Here is a 17248-nt window from a genome sequence, read left to right as displayed (position 1 = left end):
GCTCACATCGTCGACGGCGAGGGTGCATCGGGATCAACGCGATGCAGCGGGGCCGGACCGCACAAAACGGCCATCCCACGCCGGTCCTCGTCAGTGAGCCTCTTCGACCGGCACGGTGAGCTCGCGGGCCGGCCAGTCGCCGAGCTTCACGCTGGTGAGCGAGCGGTCCGCCGACGGCTCGGGCATGGGCGGAGAGGCCGTCCTCGACGCTCTTCGTCATGAGTCTCTTGCGCCCGGGGCCGGCGTAGAACACCTGAGGCGTTACCGTCCTGTCCTGCCCGGCCAAACGCGGCCGTCTGCCCGCGTTGCTGTCAGTGGCGCGTGCCAGACTGCCGGCCATGTCGCTCGCTGATCTCACTCTCGACCTGTGGCGGACCTTCGACGAGGTCACCGCCCGGCGGATCGCCCAGAATGCCGCCGACCACGTGGGCGGCCGGGTGTCGCTCGTCGAGGCCACGGAACATCTCGGTGCCCCGCTGCACCGCGTCCGGATCGAGCGGGAAGGGCAGGAGTTCGCCCTGATACCCGGAGGCCGGGTGTCCCTGGGCTTCGACGCCGATACCTGGAAGCCGACCGCGCGGCAGGCCGCCGACTACGCCGGGAGCCTGGAGCAGGGCTACGGTTACGGGCCCGATCTGCGCACCCACCTCGAGCGGACCCTCAGCGCTCGCCGCAGCGTTCACCTGGCCACCGTCCTCATGGCCGTGGAGGACGAGAACCTGACGGAACCGCCGGCCGACATGCCGGCTGCCCTCTCCGTCCGTGGTCTGCGGATGCCGAGCTCCGACGAGTGGGAGCACGCCTGCGGCGCCGGGTCGGACACCCTGTTCCGGTGGGGCGACGACTGTGCCCTCGACCGCATCCCCTACGGGGACGACACCGGCCCGCACAACGAGCTGAACGCCTTCGGTCTGCACATCGCCTACGACACCTACCGCGCCGAACTGACCAGCGATGTCACCGCAGTCCACGGCGGCGACGGGGGCGAGTCGGTGTGTGGCGGCTACGGCCACCTACTGGCCTGGCTTCCCCTGGCGACCGCCAACCGCAACCCCGGCATGGCCGAGTTCGTGTACGGGCCGGACGGAGAGGACATGTACGAGGACTTCTCCACGCGACCGGTGCTCACGCTCTGAACGACCGCCCGCGGACCACCCGATCGCACCACTCACCGGGCACCGTCGTCACCCGGTGGGCGTCACGGGTGCGGCGTCTTCCCCCGCGCGCTCGGCGGGGTCGTGGACGAAGGCGTGCGCGGCCGCCAACTCGGCGCGGGCCGCGGCCTCGACCGCCTCAAGGAAGTCGTAGGCGTCCGCGCCGATCGGTACGCGCAGTGGTGCCGTGGGCGACGCCACCAGGCGCAGGACGTGGCGGGCGAAGACTGCGGGCCGGCTCAGCCCGGGGTTGCCTGGCATGCCCCGCAGGCCTGCCTCGACCTCTCCCGTGCTCTGCGCATAGGCCTCGATGCGGCCGGCGGCCTCGGTCAGCGAGGTGCCGTAGCGGGTGGCGAATCCGCCGGGCTCGACGGCGTGCACCCGGATGCCGAAGGGCGCGACTTCCGCCGCCAGGGCCTGACTCATCCCTTCCAGCGCGTACTTGCCCGTCACATACGCCGACAGGCCCGGCAGCCCCATCCGTCCGGCGATCGAGGAGACGTTGACGACGTGTCCGTGACCCTGACGGCGCATCAGGGGGAGGACCAGGCGGGTGAGTCGCCACGGCGCGACAGTCAGCACCTCGAGTTGCGCCCGTAGTTCCTCGTCGGATACCTCTTCGACCGCGCCGAACAGTCCTGCCCCGGCGTTGTTCACCAGCACGTCGACGCCGCCGAAGCGATCGACCGCGTGGGCGACCGCCGCTTCGCACTGCTCGGCGTCGCACACGTCCAACGCCACCGCCGACACCCGGTCCGGGTACCGGTCGGCCAGGTCGTTCAGGCTGGCGGGCCTGCGGGCGGTGGCGATCACCAGGTCGCCGGCCTGGGCGGCGGCGCCCGCCAGCGCCCGCCCGAGCCCTGAAGAGCATCCTGTCACCAGCCATCGCCGCGTCATGCGTCCCCCGTCGCCGTGTCCGTGGCCGCGGTGCCGAGCCGCGCAGGGCGATGGTGGCAGCTTCCTGTTCCGGCCAGTAGGGGCGCGCGGAAGCACGGGCGGCGCGCATCCAACCTCATCGGAAAGCCCCGCGTGCCGTACGTGCGCGCCGTGCGGGCGGCGTGCGGCCCCCCGTCCCGCTGCACCCCGCCTCCTGGGCCGTGTCGCAGCGGTGTCTGAACGCGAGGCATGGCCGAAGGCCAACCCGCACGTGATGGACGCCGAGGGGACGAAAGCCGGGCGGAGCCGGGCCTCGGATGATCCGTAGCATGCGCCTGGTCGCCCTGGTGAAAGTCAGCGAATCCATTCGCCGGCCCGAATGACCGACGCTGGCCTGCGCGGGGTGATGACGGCCGACGACGCACTGTCCCTCCTCGCCCTGCTGCGGAAAGCGGGCGCCGACATCTGGATGGCGGTGGCTGGGGTGTCGATGCCCTGGTCGGTCGGCAAACCCGCCGGCACCGCGACGGGCCCGGAGCCGCTCGTGCGCGGCATCCCGCCCATCCGCTCCCGCGTGGTCCCGGCGCCGTGCTTCGCCGACGGAGCCATCGGCGCGGGTGGTCGTGGTCGTAGCCCTCGTCGGCGTCCAGCTCCGCCGGCCAGCCCGTTGTCCGATCAGGGCCAGTAGGCGGTGGAACCCTTGTGGCCCGCGTGCTTGCCCCAGGCCTGGGCTTCAAGGTGCCAGCCACTGCCGTGCCGGTACTTCACGGCTCGTGTGTTCTGCGAGGTACCGGAGTGCACCGTTGCCGCACAGACTCCGTAGTCCTCCCAGGAACCGTAGTCGATGTCCCACCGGAGTTGGACCGGGTCGCCCCTCCTCGCGCCGGTGATGGACGCCCACACGTAGTAGGGCGCTCCGGCCTTCTTGTTGCCGTAGCGCACCTGGATGCGGGCGCTTCCGGCCTTCGCGGTGGGCCCGGTGTGGCGGCGGCTGCTCGGGATGTAGGTGTTGGGATCGACGCTGGGGCCGCAGGTGTCGGCCGCAGCCTCGGCCGGGTGCTGTACGTGGGGTGTTGCCGCGGTCGCCGTCGGCGCGGCGATCAGCATGGTTGCGGCGACGAGTGCGGTGGTGATGATCCGTGGGGTCTTTGCCATCACATCTGCCGTTCCTGCCGACTGCGAGATGTCACGATGCGCTGACACACAGCTACCGCAGTGGCCCATCGGGAGGTTGGCAGCCGTGCAGGGGGCGTCACAAGTAGCTGTTGAGCCATCCATGCGCTCCTTCTGGCCGCGCGTGTACGGCAGCGTGCGGTCCGGCGCAACCATGCGGCGGCCGGGGTGCGCCGGCCGGCGGGGGCGTCCGCCGCGGGCCGCGAGCCGGTCTGCCACCTTTCCGCCGTGCTGCGCCACGCCGACTCCCGCCCCGGCCACCGACCGAGCCGTACGTCGCCGGGCTTCAATGGTCCGTGGCTTCGACACCAGTGAGCAGGCCGCCCTTCCCCCGCGGGTTTTGGGACCTAACATGAGTGTCGTGGAGTCTTTCCGACGTCGATCGCCGCAAGTGCGATGGTCCGGTCTTTGCCTGGAGACCGACGAGTTCGGTGCCCCTCGCACTTCGCAGCGGCAGGCGGCGACCGCATAGCTCTTTCGAGGCTTGTCTCGGGCCGGAGCGGCGCCGGTTCGAGGGTCTGAAGTTCGCACTCCCCCGTGGAGATCGGGATGAGAGTGGTCGTTGATCTTTCCCGGTGTGAAGGGTACGCACAGTGCGCCTTCCTGGCTCCGGAGGCGTTCCGGATGCACGGCGAGGAGGCGCTGATGTACGACCCGGGCCCCGACGACACCCAGCGCGGCCCTGTGCTGCGCGCCGCGGCGGCCTGCCCGGTCCAAGCGATTCTGGTCGACCGGCTGGAGGAACGGGACGCCCCGGTGGAGGCGTCGGCGCCGTGACCAGTGCCGGCACTCCGCGGGCGTTCAAGCGCGATGGCCGCGTCGTGGTCGTCGGCGCGTCACTGGCGGGACTGCGGGCTGCGGAGGCCCTGCGCGCCGAGGGTTTCACAGGATCGTTGACCATGATCGGTGACGAGTTGGGCGAGCCCTACGACCGGCCTCCCCTGTCCAAGCAGGTACTGACCGGGTGGGTGCGGGCCGGGGGCACCACGTTGCCCCGCCGTCGCGGCCTCGACGCGGAGTGGCTGCTGGGTGTGCCCGCCGGCGGGCTGGACCTCGCGACGAAACACGTGCGACTCGCCGACGGACGCTGCGTCCCCTTCGACCGGGTACTGATCGCCACCGGAGTACGGGCCCGGCCGTGGTCCGTCGAGTCCGAGGCGGCGCTGGACGGGGTGTTCGTGGTGCGCACGCGCGAGCATGCCGAGAGCCTGCGGCGAGCCCTCGCCGCCGGGCCTTCCCGCGTCCTGATCATCGGGGCCGGATTCACCGGCTGCGAGATCGCCTCCGCCTGCCGTGAGCGGGGCCTGCCGGTGACGGTCGCCGAACTCGCAGCGGCACCGCTGACCGGGGCGCTGGGTGCCGTGATCGGTGACGTCGCGGCCGACTTGCAGCGCACTCATGGTGTCGACCTGCGGTGCGGTGTCGAGGTCACCCGGCTTGAGGGCGACGCGCGGGGGCGGTTCCGCCGTGCTCACTTCGGCGACGGCGGTACGGTCGACGCCGATGTGGCGGTAGTGGCACTCGGAAGCATCCGCAACACCGAGTGGCTACGAGGGTCGGGACTGGCGGCGGGCGTGTGGGGAGTCGCCTGCGACACGGGCTGCCGCGCCCTCGATGTCAGTGGCCGAGCCACCGAGGACGTCTTCGCCGCGGGGGACGTGGCACGTTGCCCGCATCCCCTCTACGAGGACCGGCTCATCTCACTGGAGCACTGGGCCAACGCCGTGGAGCAGGCCGAGGTCGCGGCACACAACATGGTCAGCGCCGAGGCGGACCGCCGGCCGTGTCTTTCGATCCCGGTGTTCTGGTCGATCCAGTTCGGCGTCAACATCAAGTCCGTCGGCGTGCCGACCTTCGCCGACGAGGTGGTCGTGACCCAGGGATCGGTGGACGACCACCGGTTCGTCGCCGCATACGGCTGTCGGGGCCGCGTCACGGCCGCCGTGAGCTTCGACAGCGCCAAGTGGCTGCACCACTATCGGCGGTTGATCGAGACGGCCGCGCCTTTCCCGCCACGCTGTCCCATGCCGGACCAGCCGGCCGACGCACGACCGGTACCGGTCGGCCTGCCCGGCCCCGGCCTGCTCGCCCAGGGCGCCACCGCGGTCGTCACCGGCCGGACCCGGGTGAGCGCCGCGTCAGGGCCGTGCACCGGTACCGGCGGGAGGAGGGCCGGATGACCACGGCCCGGACGCACGGTACCTTGCGACGGATCTTCGACTACTCCGCGCGGGCCGACCCGTACCCGCTGTATGCCGAGTTGCGCCAGAACCCGGTGGCGGTGCACGAGGACGCCGGCTACGTCGTCAGCACCTATCACGAGATCACCGACCTGCTGCACGACCCGCGCCTGAGCTCCGACGTGCGCAACCTGTCGCGTCCGATGCCCGCGCTCGAGGAAGGCGTCACGACGGCGTTCATCAAGAAGGACCCGCCCGAGCACGATCGCCTGCGGCGTATGGCGATGCGCCACTTCGGCCCCCCGCACACCCCGGGGCTGGTGGCCGGCATGGAAGGCGACCTGACCTCCACGGTGAACAGCCTGATCGACGATTTCGCGGGCAAGGAGCGGATCGACGTCGTCGACGATTTCGCCTGCCGGTTGCCCGTGACCGTGACCTGCCACCTGCTCGGCGTTCCACGTGAGGACGAACGGCGGTTCCACCGCTGGGTGAACGACATCATGAACTCGGTCGACTACGACCCCGAGACCGACCCCAAGGAGAGGCTGGACAAGGGTGTACAGGCGCGCAAGGACCTGCGCCGGCACCTCGGCGGGCTGGTGGAACAGCGCCACGGCCGGCCCGGCGACGGTCTGCTGGCCCGGCTGGCCAACGATGACGGGCCCGACGGCCGGATGACCGACGCAGAAATCGCCGCCACCGCCAAACTGCTGCTCATCGCCGGCCACGAGACGATCGTCAACCTCATCGCCAACGGCATGCTGACGCTGCTGCGCCACCCGCAGGTGCTGCGACGACTGCGTCACCAACCCGACCTCGTCGTACCACTGGTCGAGGAACTACTGCGCTACGAGCCACCCGTGCACATCGTTCCCTGGCGGGCGGCCTACAGCGACATCACCGTGGCCGACACCGTCATCCCCAAAGGCTCGCAGATCATGCTCATGCTGGCCTCCGGCAACCGCGATCCGAACCGCTTCCACGATCCCGACCGCTTCGACCCGGATCGGCGTGACAACCAGCACCTGGGCTTCGGCAGCGGCATCCACTCCTGTTTCGGCGCCGCGCTGGCCCGGCGGGAAACCCAGATCGCGCTGACCGAGCTGGTACGCCGACTCGACCGCCCCAGGCTGGTCGCCGATCCGCCGCCGTACCGGCCCAGCCCCGTTCTCCGGGGGCCGGTCCATCTGGACGTCGAGCAAGGTGGTGATTGACGCGGCAACCGAGGCCGGCCGGGCGGCGCCTGGGGCGTTCGGTCGGTGCCGCCGGTGTCCGGGCGACGTCCACCTCGCCGGTCCGAAGGACGGCACCATAGCGTGCCGGACGGAATTGACACTCAATGAAAATGATCCGGACTTCGACTTTTCCAGGTTTATTTCGCGCACCGTCTGAGATATTCTTGAGGATTATGGGGAATGTTGAACCCGGCAGAGTCGTTTCCGTCGACGCCGGCCGTCATCGGGCAGCCGCGTCACCATGATCTGGGAAACAATTGGCCTGGGTTTCCTGCTCAGTCTCGACAATCTCCGAGTATCGATCGCGCTCGGCACGGTCCCGTTCGGTTTGAAGCGCGCGGTGCAGGTGGCGCTCACCTTCGGGCTGTGGGACGCGGTCATGCCCCTGGTCGGGATATTGATCGGTCAACGGATCGGGGAGTCCGTCGGGGACGTCGCCGGTGTGGTGGGCGCGACCGCGCTCGGCGGGTACGGTCTCTACCTCGTCATCTCGTCCCTCCGGAACCCTGAGCCGGACGAGTTGGACCACCCGTGGGCGCTGTTCGGCATCCCGTTGACGCTGAGCCTGGACAACTTGCTCGCCGGGGCGAGCCTGGGGGTCCTCGGGTTCTCACCGTGGTTCTCGGCCGCCGTCTTCGGCGGCATGACGGCAGTGTTGTCGCTGGTCGGGCTGCAACTCGGGCGGGCCGCGGCGCGTCTCGTCCGGATCCGCTCGGACCTGATGAGCGGACTCGTCCTGATCATCGCCGCCGGTACGCTGCCCCTGTGGTTCGGCGACTGACCCGCTCCTCGGCTCGCGGGCCGGCCCGCGAGCCGAGGAGCGGCGCAAGGCCGCAGGCCCGCGAGTCGGCGTTGGCGGCCTCGACCGCCCGGTCCATCGGGTCGCTACCGGGCGACGGGTGGCGGAGCCGGGCGGTGCGGTCGGGGGACCAGCGGAGGGTCGTCGTCCCGCGAGTCGGCGTTGGCGGCCTCGACCGCCCGGGCGACCAGGTCGTGGTCGGGCGACAGGTAGCAGACCGGGTCAGTGCGGGCGGCGTCGCCGGTGAGCAGGAACGCCTGGCAGCGGCACCCGCCGAAGTCCACCTCCCGCCGGGGGCAGCTCCGGCAGGGTTCCGGCATCCAGTCGGTCCCGCGGAACGCGGTCATCACGGGCGCCTCGGCCCAGATCCGATCCAGCGGTTCCTCCCGCACACTGGCCCGTGGCAACGGCAGGGGCTGGGCGGCCGGGCAGGGCAGGACGTCGCCGTTCGGCGTCACGGTCAGCTGCCGGGAGGCCCAACCGCCCATGCAAGGCTTCGGATAACGGCTGTAATAGTCCGGGATGACCCAGATTATGTCCATGTGGTCCCGCGACCGCTCGACGGCGGCCCGTACGACGGCCTCGGCCGCTTCGAGCTGGGCCCGGCTCGGCAGCAGCGCGGCACGGTTTCGCCAGGCCCAGCCGTAGTACTGGGTGTTGGCCAGCTCCACCCGGTCCGCGCCCACCTCCTCGGCCAGAGCGAGCAGGTCGGCGACGCGGTCGATGTTGTGCCGGTGCAGCACCACGTTCACCGTGAGCGGCCAGCCCAGCTCCTTGACCACACCCATCGCCTCGATCTTGCGCCGGAAGGAGGGGACCCCGGCGATCCGGTCGGACACGGCCGGTTCGTCGGCCTGGACGCTGATCTGTACGTGGTCCAAACCGGCGGCCCGCAACTGCTCGGCCCTCGGACGCGAGAGCCCGAGCGCGCTGGTGATGAGGTTGGTGTAGAGGCCGAGCGCATGGGCGTGCGTCACGAGCTCCACGAGGTCGCGCCGCAGCAGCGGTTCCCCGCCGGACAGGTGGCACTGCAAGACTCCCAGGTCCTCGGCCTCGGTCAGCACCCGCAGCCACTCGTCGGTGGTCAGCTCGTCCTGGTAGCCGGCCAGGTTCAGCGGGTTGGAGCAGTAGGGGCAGGCCAGCGGGCAGCGGTAGGTCAGCTCGGCGAGCAGCCCGAAGGGGCTATCCATCGGTGAGCTCCACCCAGCGCCGGGCGACGAGCCGGGCCAGGAACTGCCGGACGTCGTCCTCGGGAACGGTCTGATAGCGGGCGCCCAGCTCGTCCACGATCTCGGCCACGGTGTGCCGCCCGTCGCACAGCTCCAGGATGGCCGCGCCGCTGCCGTTCAGAACCACGACCGTCTCGGGGTGCAGCAGGACCTTGCGCTGCCTGGTCCGGCAGAAGGTGAGCCGGACATGGGCAGCCAACCGGGGCCGGTCCAGGCCGGACACCCCGGCGCCGGGCCGGGTCGTGCTGCTGCTGTGGGTCGTTCCGGTACGGGTCGGGTCCATGGTGGTCACTCCGGGTAGGCCTGGTCGATGGCGTCCATGAGGCTCCACAGGACATCGCACTTGAACGACAGCGCGTCGACGGCGCGCGCCTGGGACTCGGCGGAGAGGCAGTGCGCGGTGACCACCTCCAGGGCGTGCTCGCAGTCGCGGGGGGCCTGCTCCAGGCGGGCGCGGAAGTAGGCGAGGCCCTCGGGGGCGATCCACGGGTACCACCGCTCGAACGCGGCGAGCCGCGCCGCCATCAGGTCGGGCGCGAACAGCTCCGTGAGCGAGGACGCCACCGCCTCCACCCACGGGCGGGTCCGGGCGAAGTTCACGTAGGCGTCGACGGCGAACCGCACCCCCGGTACCAGGTGCCGGTGGTCCCGGACCTCCTCACGGGTCAGCCCGGCGGCCTCGGCGAGGCGCAGCCATGCCTCGATGCCGCCCTCGCCCGCGGCCGTGCCGTCGTGCTCGACGATCCGCCGGATCCAGCGGCGACGGACCTCCACGTCGGGGCAGTTGGAAAGGATCGCGGCGTCCTTGCGGGGGATGTTCTCCTGGTAGTAGAAGCGGTTGGCCACCCAGCCCCGGATCTGGCGACGGCTCAGCCGGCCGGCGTTCATCCGGACGTGGAACGGGTGCTGGTCGTGGTAGCGCCGCGAGTGGGCCCGCAGCGTCTCCACGAAACCGTCGGCGCCGGTTGTGATGGTTGTCGTCGTCACGGCTGTACACCTGGACCTCGAGGCCGTTCCTGGCCCCTTCCATGCCGCTCCTCCAGGGAACGCCGCTCGGGCGTGTCCTCCACGGGGACCGGGGCGGCGTTGTTCGTGTGCACGCGGATCGTCCGCCCTCATCGGGCGAAGGGGACCCGCGTCAGGCTTCAGTCCGGGCCGTCGATGGAAGGCGGCCCATGACCCGCGGCGTCTCGCCGGCCGGACCGGGCCGCACGAGTGCGTGCGTGTCGGCCGGCCGCGGCCTCCCGAACCGTCGGGCGACGCCGGACCAGGTCCGGTGCCGCCCATCATCCGCTAGTCCTCCAACCGGGCAAGGTACATGGTCACCTCGGCCGCGACTGCGACCTCGTCGAAATCGGGCGTCTCCCACACGGCGAGCTGAGACTCCATGGATCCACCTCCTCTCCGCCGGGAATCACGGCAGGCTCCGGTCACGCGCTACGACGGTTCCGGAAGGGCGAAGACGATCAGGGCGCTTCCGTGCCCCGCGCCGAGCATGCCGGGGAGGAATCCCTCGGCCCATCCGCCCCAGCCGACGGGCACGGCCACGTACTGCCTGCCGTCGACCATGTAGGTGGTCGGGCTGCTGTGGTGGCCGCTTCCGCACTGGAACTGCCACAGCAGCTCCCCGGTGCGGGCGTCGAGTGCGTTGAACTCCCCGGAGGGCTCACCGGCGAACACCAGGTCACCGCCGGTGGCCAGCGTCGAAGCGCACATCGGGAGGTCGTTGCGCCAGCGCCACTTCTCCTCGCCGGCGGCGTCGAAGGCGCTGATGGACCCCGCCATGTCCCCGATGTCCACCTGAACGCCCGCACCCCAGTACGGAATGCTCTCCTTGAACTCCCGCCGCCGCCGGGTGGCCGTGGCACCGGTGTCCTGGACCGGGACGTAGAACAGTCCGGTCTTCGGACTGTAGGCCGCATGGGTCCATTCCTTGGCACCGGCCGGACCGGGGTAGAAGTGGACCGGTTCTCCCTCCTTGTCCGGGTACACCTTGGCCGTCACCTGGCCGTCCCTCGTGATCGCCCCCCAGGTGATGCGGTCGACGAAGGGGGTGATCCCGACCCTCGCGCCGTTCGTGCGGTCGAGGACGAAGAAGTAGCCGTTCTTGTCGAAGTGACCGAGCAGTTTGCGGCCGTCCTGCTCGAACAGGATGCACTCGCCGATGCTGTCGTAGTCCCACACGTCGTGCGGGGTGCACTGGTAGTGCCAGCGGATCTGACCGCTGTCCACGTCCACGGCGATGATGCTGTCGGTGAAGAGGTTGTCGCCCTCGCGGACCTCTCCGTCGAAGTCGGGCGCCGGGTTGCCGGTGCCCACGTACAGCAGGTTCGTCTCCGGGTCGAAGGTGCCGGTGATCCAGCAGTTCGCCCCGCCCCGTGCCCAGGCCTCGCCGTCGGCGGGCCAGGTCTCCGAGCCGGGCTCCCCGGGCTTGGGAACCGTGTAGCAGCGCCACTGGTGCTCGCCGGTTTCGAGATCGAACGCGTCGAGGTGGCCGCGTACGCCGAACTCGCCGCCGGAACTTCCGACGATGACCATGTTCTTCACGACGAGAGGGGCGAGCGTGGCGCTCTCCCCCGCCCGGACGTCGCCGTAGGTCTTGTCCCAGACCCGCCTGCCGGTGGTGGCGTCGAGCGCCAGCACCCGGGCGTTCGCCGTGACGAAGAAGACCTTCCCCTGGGCCACGGCGACCCCGCGGTTCACGTTCCCGCAGCACAAGGACACGTCGAAGGGGACCGCGTGCTTGTACCGCCAGATCTCCACGCCCGTCTTCGCGTCTAGGGCCCATACCCAGCCGTCCCAGCCGGAGAGGAACATGACCCCGTCGACGACGATCGGGGCGGCCTCGAACGAGTAGGTCGACGCGCCCGCGATCAGTCCGGTCGTGCCGGCCTGGAAGACCCAGGCGGGGACCATGCGCTTGACGTTGTCCGTGTTGATCTGGTCCAGCGGGCTGTAGCGCTGCCCGTTGTAGGCGCCGTAGTAGGTGAGCCAGTTCTGGGGTTCCTGGCGCGCGTTGAGTATGCGCTCGTAGTCGACACCGGCCACTACCGGCGGCGCGACGTCTCCGCCAGGGGTCTTGTAATTCAGGGTTCCCTGGTCGACGGCCTCACCCGCGTCGACGTAGTCGGCGTAGTCGACGGTCATTTCCTCCACCTCCTGCTTCTGCCTACGGCCGCGGCTGTTCGGGACGGTCGAGGCGGGCCTCCGGCGGAGCGTCTCCCAGGACCACGATGGACCCGGTCAGCCCCCGGCCCTCGTCATTGCCCGTGGGCGAGCCGAACCAGTAGTAGCCCGGACCGTCGAGGTTGAGGTGCGCATGCCCGTGCGAATGGTTCACCAGCCAGATGAACTTCCTGTCGCCATTGCTCGGCAGAAGTGCGCAGTGCGTGTTCTTGTCGTCGTTGACGAGCTCCAACTCGATATCGCCTCCGTGCGGCATGACCAGAATGGAGGGATCCCAGGTCAGCTCGTCCGGATGGATGCGAATGGTGGCCTTCATACGGCCGTCCGGTTCCTCGGTTGCCTGCCCGATGCTTCCGGTTCCCAGCACCTGACCCAGCGCTGCTTTGTTCTGTGTGGCCAACCCGAGCTTGTCCAGCAGGTCGGCCCGCTCGTGCGCGGTCGTCGTCATCGGGGCTTCTCTCCCCTCATCCGATTCCCTGTATTTCCTTCTTCGCGTCGCCTGGGCCCGCTTGTAATCGGTACTCCAGGAGCGCGCCGCGCCGAATGAATAACAGCGGAAAGGATGTGATATCTGCAGTCGGTAAACACGCTACGCCGGACGGATCACACCGACAAGGTGCGTCCTGTTCCGGCGCGAATCACGCCGTTCGTCCGCGAACTTCCGCCGTTGGTAACCGATGTGCCGCCGTTGAGACCGGCCGAGTCGCACCGCGCCGCTTCGGTCAGACGAGGTCGTACCGGTCGAGGTCCATGACCTTGGCCCACGCGGCGACGAAGTCCCGCACGAACTTCTCCCGTGCGTCGTCGCTCGCGTAGACCTCCGCGACGGCTCGCAGCTCGGAGTTCGAGCCGAAGACGAGGTCGACGCGGCTACCGGTCCACTTGACCTCGCCGGTGGCGCGGTCGCGCCCCTCGAATGTTTCCGCGTGCGCGGACGTCGGCTGCCATCGCGTGCCCGTGTCGAGCAGGTTCACGAAGAAGTCGTTGGTCAGCGACCCGGGTGTCGAGGTGAAGACACCCAGCGGCGACTGCTGGTGGTTGGCGCCCAGCACCCGCAGGCCACCCACGAGGACGGTCATCTCGGGCACGGTCAGGCCCAGCAGGTTCGCACGGTCGACCAGCAGGCGTTCCGACGGCAGCCTGTTGCCCTTGCCACGGTAGTTGCGGAACCCGTCCGCGGTCGGTTCGAGCGCGGCGAAGGAGTCCACATCGGTCCACTCCCGCGTGGCGTCCGTGCGTCCCGCGCTGAAGGGGACCCGGACGTCGTGGCCGGCGGTCCTGGCGGCCTGCTCGACGGCGGCGGCTCCGCCGAGCACGATGAGGTCCGCCAGCGAGACCCTCTTGTTCCCCGTCTGGGAACTGTTGAACGACTCCTGGATCTCCTCCAGCGTGCGCAGCACTCGTGCCAGTGTCTCGGGGTCGTTGACCTCCCAGCCCCGCTGCGGATCCAGGCGGACGCGCGCGCCGTTCGCCCCGCCCCGCTTGTCGCTGACGCGGAACGTCGAGGCAGACGCCCACGCGGTCGCGACGAGCTCGGAGACGGACAGCCCGGAGGCGAGGACCCGGCTCTTGAGCGCGGCGATGTCCGCCGCCCCGACGAGCACGTGGTCCACGGCCGGGACCGGGTCCTGCCAGAGCAGCGTCTCCCGGGGAACCAGCGGACCGAGGTAGCGCTGGACCGGGCCCATGTCGAGGTGCGTCAGCTTGAACCAGACCCGGGCGAACGCGTCCGCGAGCTGGTCGGGGTTCTCCAGGAATCGTCGCGAGATCGACTCGTAGACGGGGTCCGACCGGAGCGCGAGGTCCGTCGTCAGGATCGTCGGGGCGTGTGTCGTCGACGGATCGTGGGCGTCCGGCACGGTGCCGGCCCCGCCGCCGTCCCTCGGGATCCACTGCCACAGACCAGCAGGGCTGAGCGTGAGGTCCCACTCGTAGCCGAACAGGGTCTCGAAGAAGCTGTTGTCCCATCTCGTCGGGGTAGGTGTCCACGTACCCTCAAGCCCGCTGGAGACGGTGTCCCTGCCCTTTCCGGTGCCATGGCTGCTCTTCCAGCCCAGTCCCTGCTCCTCCAGGGGCGCGCCTTCGGGTTCGGGGCCTAGGCAGGCGACCGGGTCGGCCGCGCCGTGGGTCTTGCCGAACGTGTGACCGCCCGCGATCAGCGCGACGGTCTCCTCGTCGTTCATCCCCATGCGCCGGAACGTCTCACGAATGTCCCGTGCGGCGGTGAGCGGGTCCGGGACGGTGTTCGGGCCCTCCGGGTTGACGTAGATGAGGCCCATCTGGTCGGCGGCCAGGGGGCTCTCCAACTCCCGGACGCCGCCGTGACGTTCGTCGCCGAGCCAGGCGTGCTCGGGACCCCAGTAGACGTCCTCGTCGGGCGCCCAGACGTCCGCCCGGCCGCCGGCGAAGCCGAAGGTGGTGAGGCCCATCGTCTCCAGCGCGCGGTTGCCCGCGAAGATCATCAGGTCGGCCCAGGAGATCTTGCGGCCGTACTTCTTCTTCACCGGCCAGAGCAGCCGGCGCGCCTTGTCGAGGTTGCGGTTGTCCGGCCAGCTGTTCAGCGGCGCGAATCGCTGCATGCCGGCGCCGGCGCCGCCACGGCCGTCGTGGACGCGGTACGTACCCGCGCTGTGCCACACCATCCGGATCACGAGCGGCCCGTAGTGGCCGAAGTCGGCCGGCCACCACTCCTGCGACGTCGTGAGCACCTCGTCGACGTCCCGCGCCAGGGCGTCGAGGTCGAGCGTGCGGAATTCCGCGGCATAGTCGAAGTCCTCGCCCATGGGGTCGGCCGTTGCGGGATGTTTCCGGAGGATCCCCAGGTCGAGCCGGTCCGGCCACCAGTCGCGGTTGCTCGCGCCCCCCGTCGCGTGGCCGCGGTGCGCGGCAGGGGCGGAGAGGCCGAGGCCGCCCGCGCCCCCAGCGTTCGTCTCGCCGTCAACGACGTCCGGACTGTCGGACACGGGACTCTTCCTTTCCGGGAACAGAGGTCGGGCCGGCGCACTCAGATGCCCAGCGCGTGACGCACGGCCGGCGCGTGCCGCCGGGAAACCGGCACCATGGCGTTCGCCCGGTCGTCCATGACCAAGGACAGCTCGCCCTTGAGGCCGCGCTCTATCTCCCTGACGCGGCTGAGATTGACCACGTACCGGCGGTGAACCCGCAGGAAGCCGACACCCGCCAGCTCACCTTCGAGTCTGTCCAGGCTCGGTGAGGTGGATCGCAGGCGCCCCTGGTCGGTGGAGAGCCAGACGTCGTTCCCGTGCGACTCGGCGAAGTGGACTTCCGGCAGCCGCAGCAGCACCGTCCGGTGGTCCCGCGTCGCGACCAGCCGGCGCGGTCGCGCCCGAAGGTGCACGACCCGCTCCGCCTGGGGCAGCTGCGCCCCGTCGGTGGTACCGAAGGAGACCAGGTTCCCGATCAGGCGTCCGGACGAGAAGACGGGCCGGATGCTGATCGACGTCGGTTCGTCGGCGAGATGGGCGAAGATCTGTGTCGAGCCGACCCAGTCGGGATTGTTGACCGCCTGCCCAGTGGCATACCGAGCGGCAGTGATCAGTTCGGGCAGCCCGGGGTTCCATCGCAGCGTGGGGTCGACCGCCGGGGTGCATGCCGGAACGCCCAGGACGGCGCTCGCCATGTCGTCCGCGATCACCACCTTGCCCGCGGTGTCGACCGCGGCGAGTGCCGCACCGGACTGTGTTCTGGCCCGGGTGTAGGCGGCGACCAGCTCGGCACCGCTGTGCCGGGCGCGCCTCTTCAGCGGGCACTGAGTCATGGTGGCCGCGTTCGCCAGCCAGCTTTCCGTCGACGCGGGAAGCCGGCTGCGCCAGCAGCAGACGTTCAGGACCGCGATCGGCTCTCTGGTCACCACGTCGCGCACCGCGATGCCCGCGCCGACCCAGTCGTGGAGCACCTGGCACCAGTGCTCCGCGCCCCTGATCGTCACCGGGCCGTGCGCCTCGAGCGCCGTGCCTATGCCGTTCGTGCCGACCGCGCACTCGGACCAGCAGAACCAGGGCGCCAGATTCGGGTCGCCGGCTCTGGCGAGCGTGGCTTGGTCACCCCACTCGGCCAGGATCCGGCCGGTGGCGTCGGTGACGGTGACGACGCCACCGAGGCTGCCCACCTCATGTGCCAGGGAGGCAGCACGAAATCCCAGCTCGGCGAGTACGACATCGCGCTCGGGCGTGTGGTCGAGCTCCGCGACGGCCACCGGAGCCTCCGTGAGGTGCGGATCCACCTGGTACTGCTCCCGGCAGCGATGCCAGGAGATCGCCACCAGGGGCCGGACATCCGGGTCCTGGTCCTCACCCCGCACGAACCGTTCCCAGGCCGCGAGGACCGTGCCGCCGTCCAGGTTCACGGAGCTGCGTTCGAGCTGATGTACATCGCTCATGGTTCGGAACCACCCTCGGCCCATACCCGGCCCTCGACGGCGCGCCTGCCCGTGCCGGTCGCCTCCCGTCGCGGCCTGGCCGCAGCGGACCGGGCCCTGCGTCGCGCGTCTTCCTGCTTCGTCACTCGTTCCAGGATGTGTCCCGGAACTGCGCTCTCCAGCCTAGGTACCGTTGCCGGCCCGCGCACGTCCCTGGTGCAGGCCGCGTGCGCGAGACGCCGCCTCCTGGCCGACCGTGGCCGGCGCACCCGCGGGCGAGGCGCGCGGCGCGCGGCACTCGGTCCGCCTCGCGGGCGCCGGCGAACCGGATGCGGCGCAGCCGCGGACGGCGGCAGGCTGGGCCTGCCACCCGTCGCACCGGCCGCCGCCGCGGCCCCGGCGGCCTGCCTGCGGGCCTCGCAGGCGGAGGAGGCGCGGCCGCGGTCAGCGGTGCGGTCAGCGGCAGGCGGAGGAGGCGCGGCGTCACGACGGGTGCGCTCAGGAGCGGGGCACCAGCACTTCCAGGGCGCCGGTCCGGGTGTCGTAGCTGCGCAGGGTGGTGAGCCGGAGCGACAGCGGCGGCGACGGCAGCAGCTCGGGAACCCGTCGGTCGGCGAAGGCACCGGCCCGTCGGGTCCGGCCGAGGGTGATGTGCGGGCTCCAGCGCCCAGGTGCGTGCAAGGGGTTGAGGGTCTCGGGCGGACTGTCGGAGGCCACCGCGTCCCACACCCAGCGGTGCAACCCGGCCAGTGCGCAGTCGAGGTCCAGCGCCCAGGCCAGTACCGAGGTGGGCCGCTCGAAGCGGACCACGCCGGTGCACCGCACCGGCAGCGGCAGGGCGGCGGCCGCTTCGGCGAGTTCCCAGCGGATCGCAGGGGTGAGTTCCGGGCAGGTGGTCAGGGTGAGGTGGGGGCTGTTGGTCGGTGAGCGGTGGCGTGCCTGACTGGGCAGCCCCGCGTCCGCCAGCCGCCGCCAGGCCTGCCTGACCGCCTCATCCGCCGCCTCGTCCAACAGGAGTTCGACCGTGCGCACCGC

At 70.6% G+C, this 17248-nt stretch carries 16 protein-coding genes and 1 pseudogene; 6 read left to right on the top strand and 11 right to left on the bottom strand.

Going from position 1 to position 17248, the window contains the following annotated elements; all coding sequences use genetic code 11:
* The first annotated feature begins 338 nt into the window (after positions 1–338).
* Complete coding sequence (locus LG395_RS37400; protein ID WP_225813477.1) at positions 339–1136, top strand: hypothetical protein; 798 nt, start codon at positions 339–341, stop codon at positions 1134–1136.
* A gap of 48 nt (positions 1137–1184) precedes the next feature.
* Here LG395_RS37400 and LG395_RS37395 read toward each other — a convergent pair whose 3' ends face one another.
* On the bottom strand, positions 1185–2051 hold the full coding sequence (locus LG395_RS37395) for an SDR family oxidoreductase (RefSeq protein ID WP_225813475.1): 867 nt from the start codon (positions 2049–2051) through the stop codon (positions 1185–1187).
* A 385-nt stretch (positions 2052–2436) separates the two neighbouring features.
* Here LG395_RS37395 and LG395_RS37390 point away from each other — a divergent pair.
* A pseudogene (locus LG395_RS37390) lies at positions 2437–2558 on the top strand (nucleotidyltransferase domain-containing protein); the annotation flags it as partial.
* Between the two features lie 147 nt (positions 2559–2705).
* On the opposite strand, the gene LG395_RS37385 reads toward LG395_RS37390, so the two are convergent.
* Positions 2706–3185, bottom strand: a complete 480-nt coding sequence (locus LG395_RS37385) for a hypothetical protein (protein WP_225813473.1) — start codon at positions 3183–3185, stop codon at positions 2706–2708.
* 567 nt (positions 3186–3752) lie between these two features.
* On the opposite strand from LG395_RS37385, the gene LG395_RS37380 reads away from it, so the two are divergent.
* The 4 genes from LG395_RS37380 to LG395_RS37365 all read left to right on the top strand — a co-directional run bounded on the left by LG395_RS37380 (position 3753) and on the right by LG395_RS37365 (position 7402).
* A complete protein-coding gene (locus LG395_RS37380) occupies positions 3753–3980 on the top strand; it encodes a ferredoxin (protein ID WP_225813471.1) in 228 nt (75 codons plus the stop codon).
* Complete coding sequence (locus LG395_RS37375; protein ID WP_225813469.1) at positions 3977–5383, top strand: NAD(P)/FAD-dependent oxidoreductase; 1407 nt, start codon at positions 3977–3979, stop codon at positions 5381–5383. Before LG395_RS37380 ends, LG395_RS37375 begins: the two co-directional genes overlap by 4 nt.
* Positions 5380–6600 (top strand): cytochrome P450, encoded by a 1221-nt coding sequence (locus LG395_RS37370; RefSeq protein WP_225813468.1) that lies wholly within the window; start codon positions 5380–5382, stop codon positions 6598–6600. The genes LG395_RS37375 and LG395_RS37370 overlap by 4 nt, the downstream gene beginning before the upstream one ends.
* A 262-nt stretch (positions 6601–6862) precedes the next feature.
* Complete coding sequence (locus tag LG395_RS37365; protein WP_225813466.1) at positions 6863–7402, top strand: manganese efflux pump MntP; 540 nt, start codon at positions 6863–6865, stop codon at positions 7400–7402.
* A gap of 104 nt (positions 7403–7506) precedes the next feature.
* Here LG395_RS37365 and pqqE read toward each other — a convergent pair whose 3' ends face one another.
* The 9 genes from pqqE to LG395_RS37320 all read right to left on the bottom strand — a co-directional run bounded on the left by pqqE (position 7507) and on the right by LG395_RS37320 (position 17245).
* A complete protein-coding gene (pqqE, locus tag LG395_RS37360; protein ID WP_225813464.1) occupies positions 7507–8610 on the bottom strand; it encodes a pyrroloquinoline quinone biosynthesis protein PqqE in 1104 nt (367 codons plus the stop codon).
* Positions 8603–8932, bottom strand: a complete 330-nt coding sequence (pqqD, locus tag LG395_RS37355) for a pyrroloquinoline quinone biosynthesis peptide chaperone PqqD (RefSeq protein WP_225813463.1) — start codon at positions 8930–8932, stop codon at positions 8603–8605. Before pqqD ends, pqqE begins: the two co-directional genes overlap by 8 nt.
* A gap of 5 nt (positions 8933–8937) precedes the next feature.
* Positions 8938–9636 carry a pyrroloquinoline-quinone synthase PqqC gene (pqqC, locus tag LG395_RS37350; protein WP_225813462.1) on the bottom strand — a complete coding sequence of 233 codons (699 nt, stop codon included), beginning with the start codon at positions 9634–9636 and terminating at the stop codon, positions 8938–8940.
* 306 nt (positions 9637–9942) lie between these two features.
* Positions 9943–10038, bottom strand: coding sequence for a pyrroloquinoline quinone precursor peptide PqqA (gene pqqA, locus LG395_RS37345; RefSeq protein WP_225813461.1), 96 nt, complete (start codon positions 10036–10038; stop codon positions 9943–9945).
* Between the two features lie 48 nt (positions 10039–10086).
* Positions 10087–11796 (bottom strand): PQQ-dependent dehydrogenase, methanol/ethanol family, encoded by a 1710-nt coding sequence (locus LG395_RS37340; protein ID WP_225813459.1) that lies wholly within the window; start codon positions 11794–11796, stop codon positions 10087–10089.
* Between the two features lie 22 nt (positions 11797–11818).
* On the bottom strand, positions 11819–12283 hold the full coding sequence (locus tag LG395_RS37335) for an MSMEG_3727 family PQQ-associated protein (RefSeq protein ID WP_225813457.1): 465 nt from the start codon (positions 12281–12283) through the stop codon (positions 11819–11821).
* Between the two features lie 274 nt (positions 12284–12557).
* On the bottom strand, positions 12558–14798 hold the full coding sequence (gene katG, locus LG395_RS37330) for a catalase/peroxidase HPI (RefSeq protein ID WP_225813455.1): 2241 nt from the start codon (positions 14796–14798) through the stop codon (positions 12558–12560).
* A 41-nt stretch (positions 14799–14839) separates the two neighbouring features.
* Entirely contained in the window at positions 14840–16234 is a 1395-nt protein-coding gene (locus LG395_RS37325) for a DNA-binding protein (RefSeq protein WP_225813453.1), read from the bottom strand.
* 477 nt (positions 16235–16711) lie between these two features.
* Positions 16712–17245 carry a 2'-5' RNA ligase family protein gene (locus LG395_RS37320; RefSeq protein ID WP_225813451.1) on the bottom strand — a complete coding sequence of 178 codons (534 nt, stop codon included), beginning with the start codon at positions 17243–17245 and terminating at the stop codon, positions 16712–16714.
* Positions 17246–17248 lie beyond the last annotated feature (3 nt).

The sequence above is a fragment of the Streptomyces spinosus genome, assembly GCF_020400655.1.
GTDB lineage: Bacteria > Actinomycetota > Actinomycetes > Streptomycetales > Streptomycetaceae > Streptomyces > Streptomyces argyrophylli.
The sequence above is the reverse complement of the archived record's forward strand: the minus strand, read 5'-3'. Positions and strand labels throughout refer to the sequence as shown.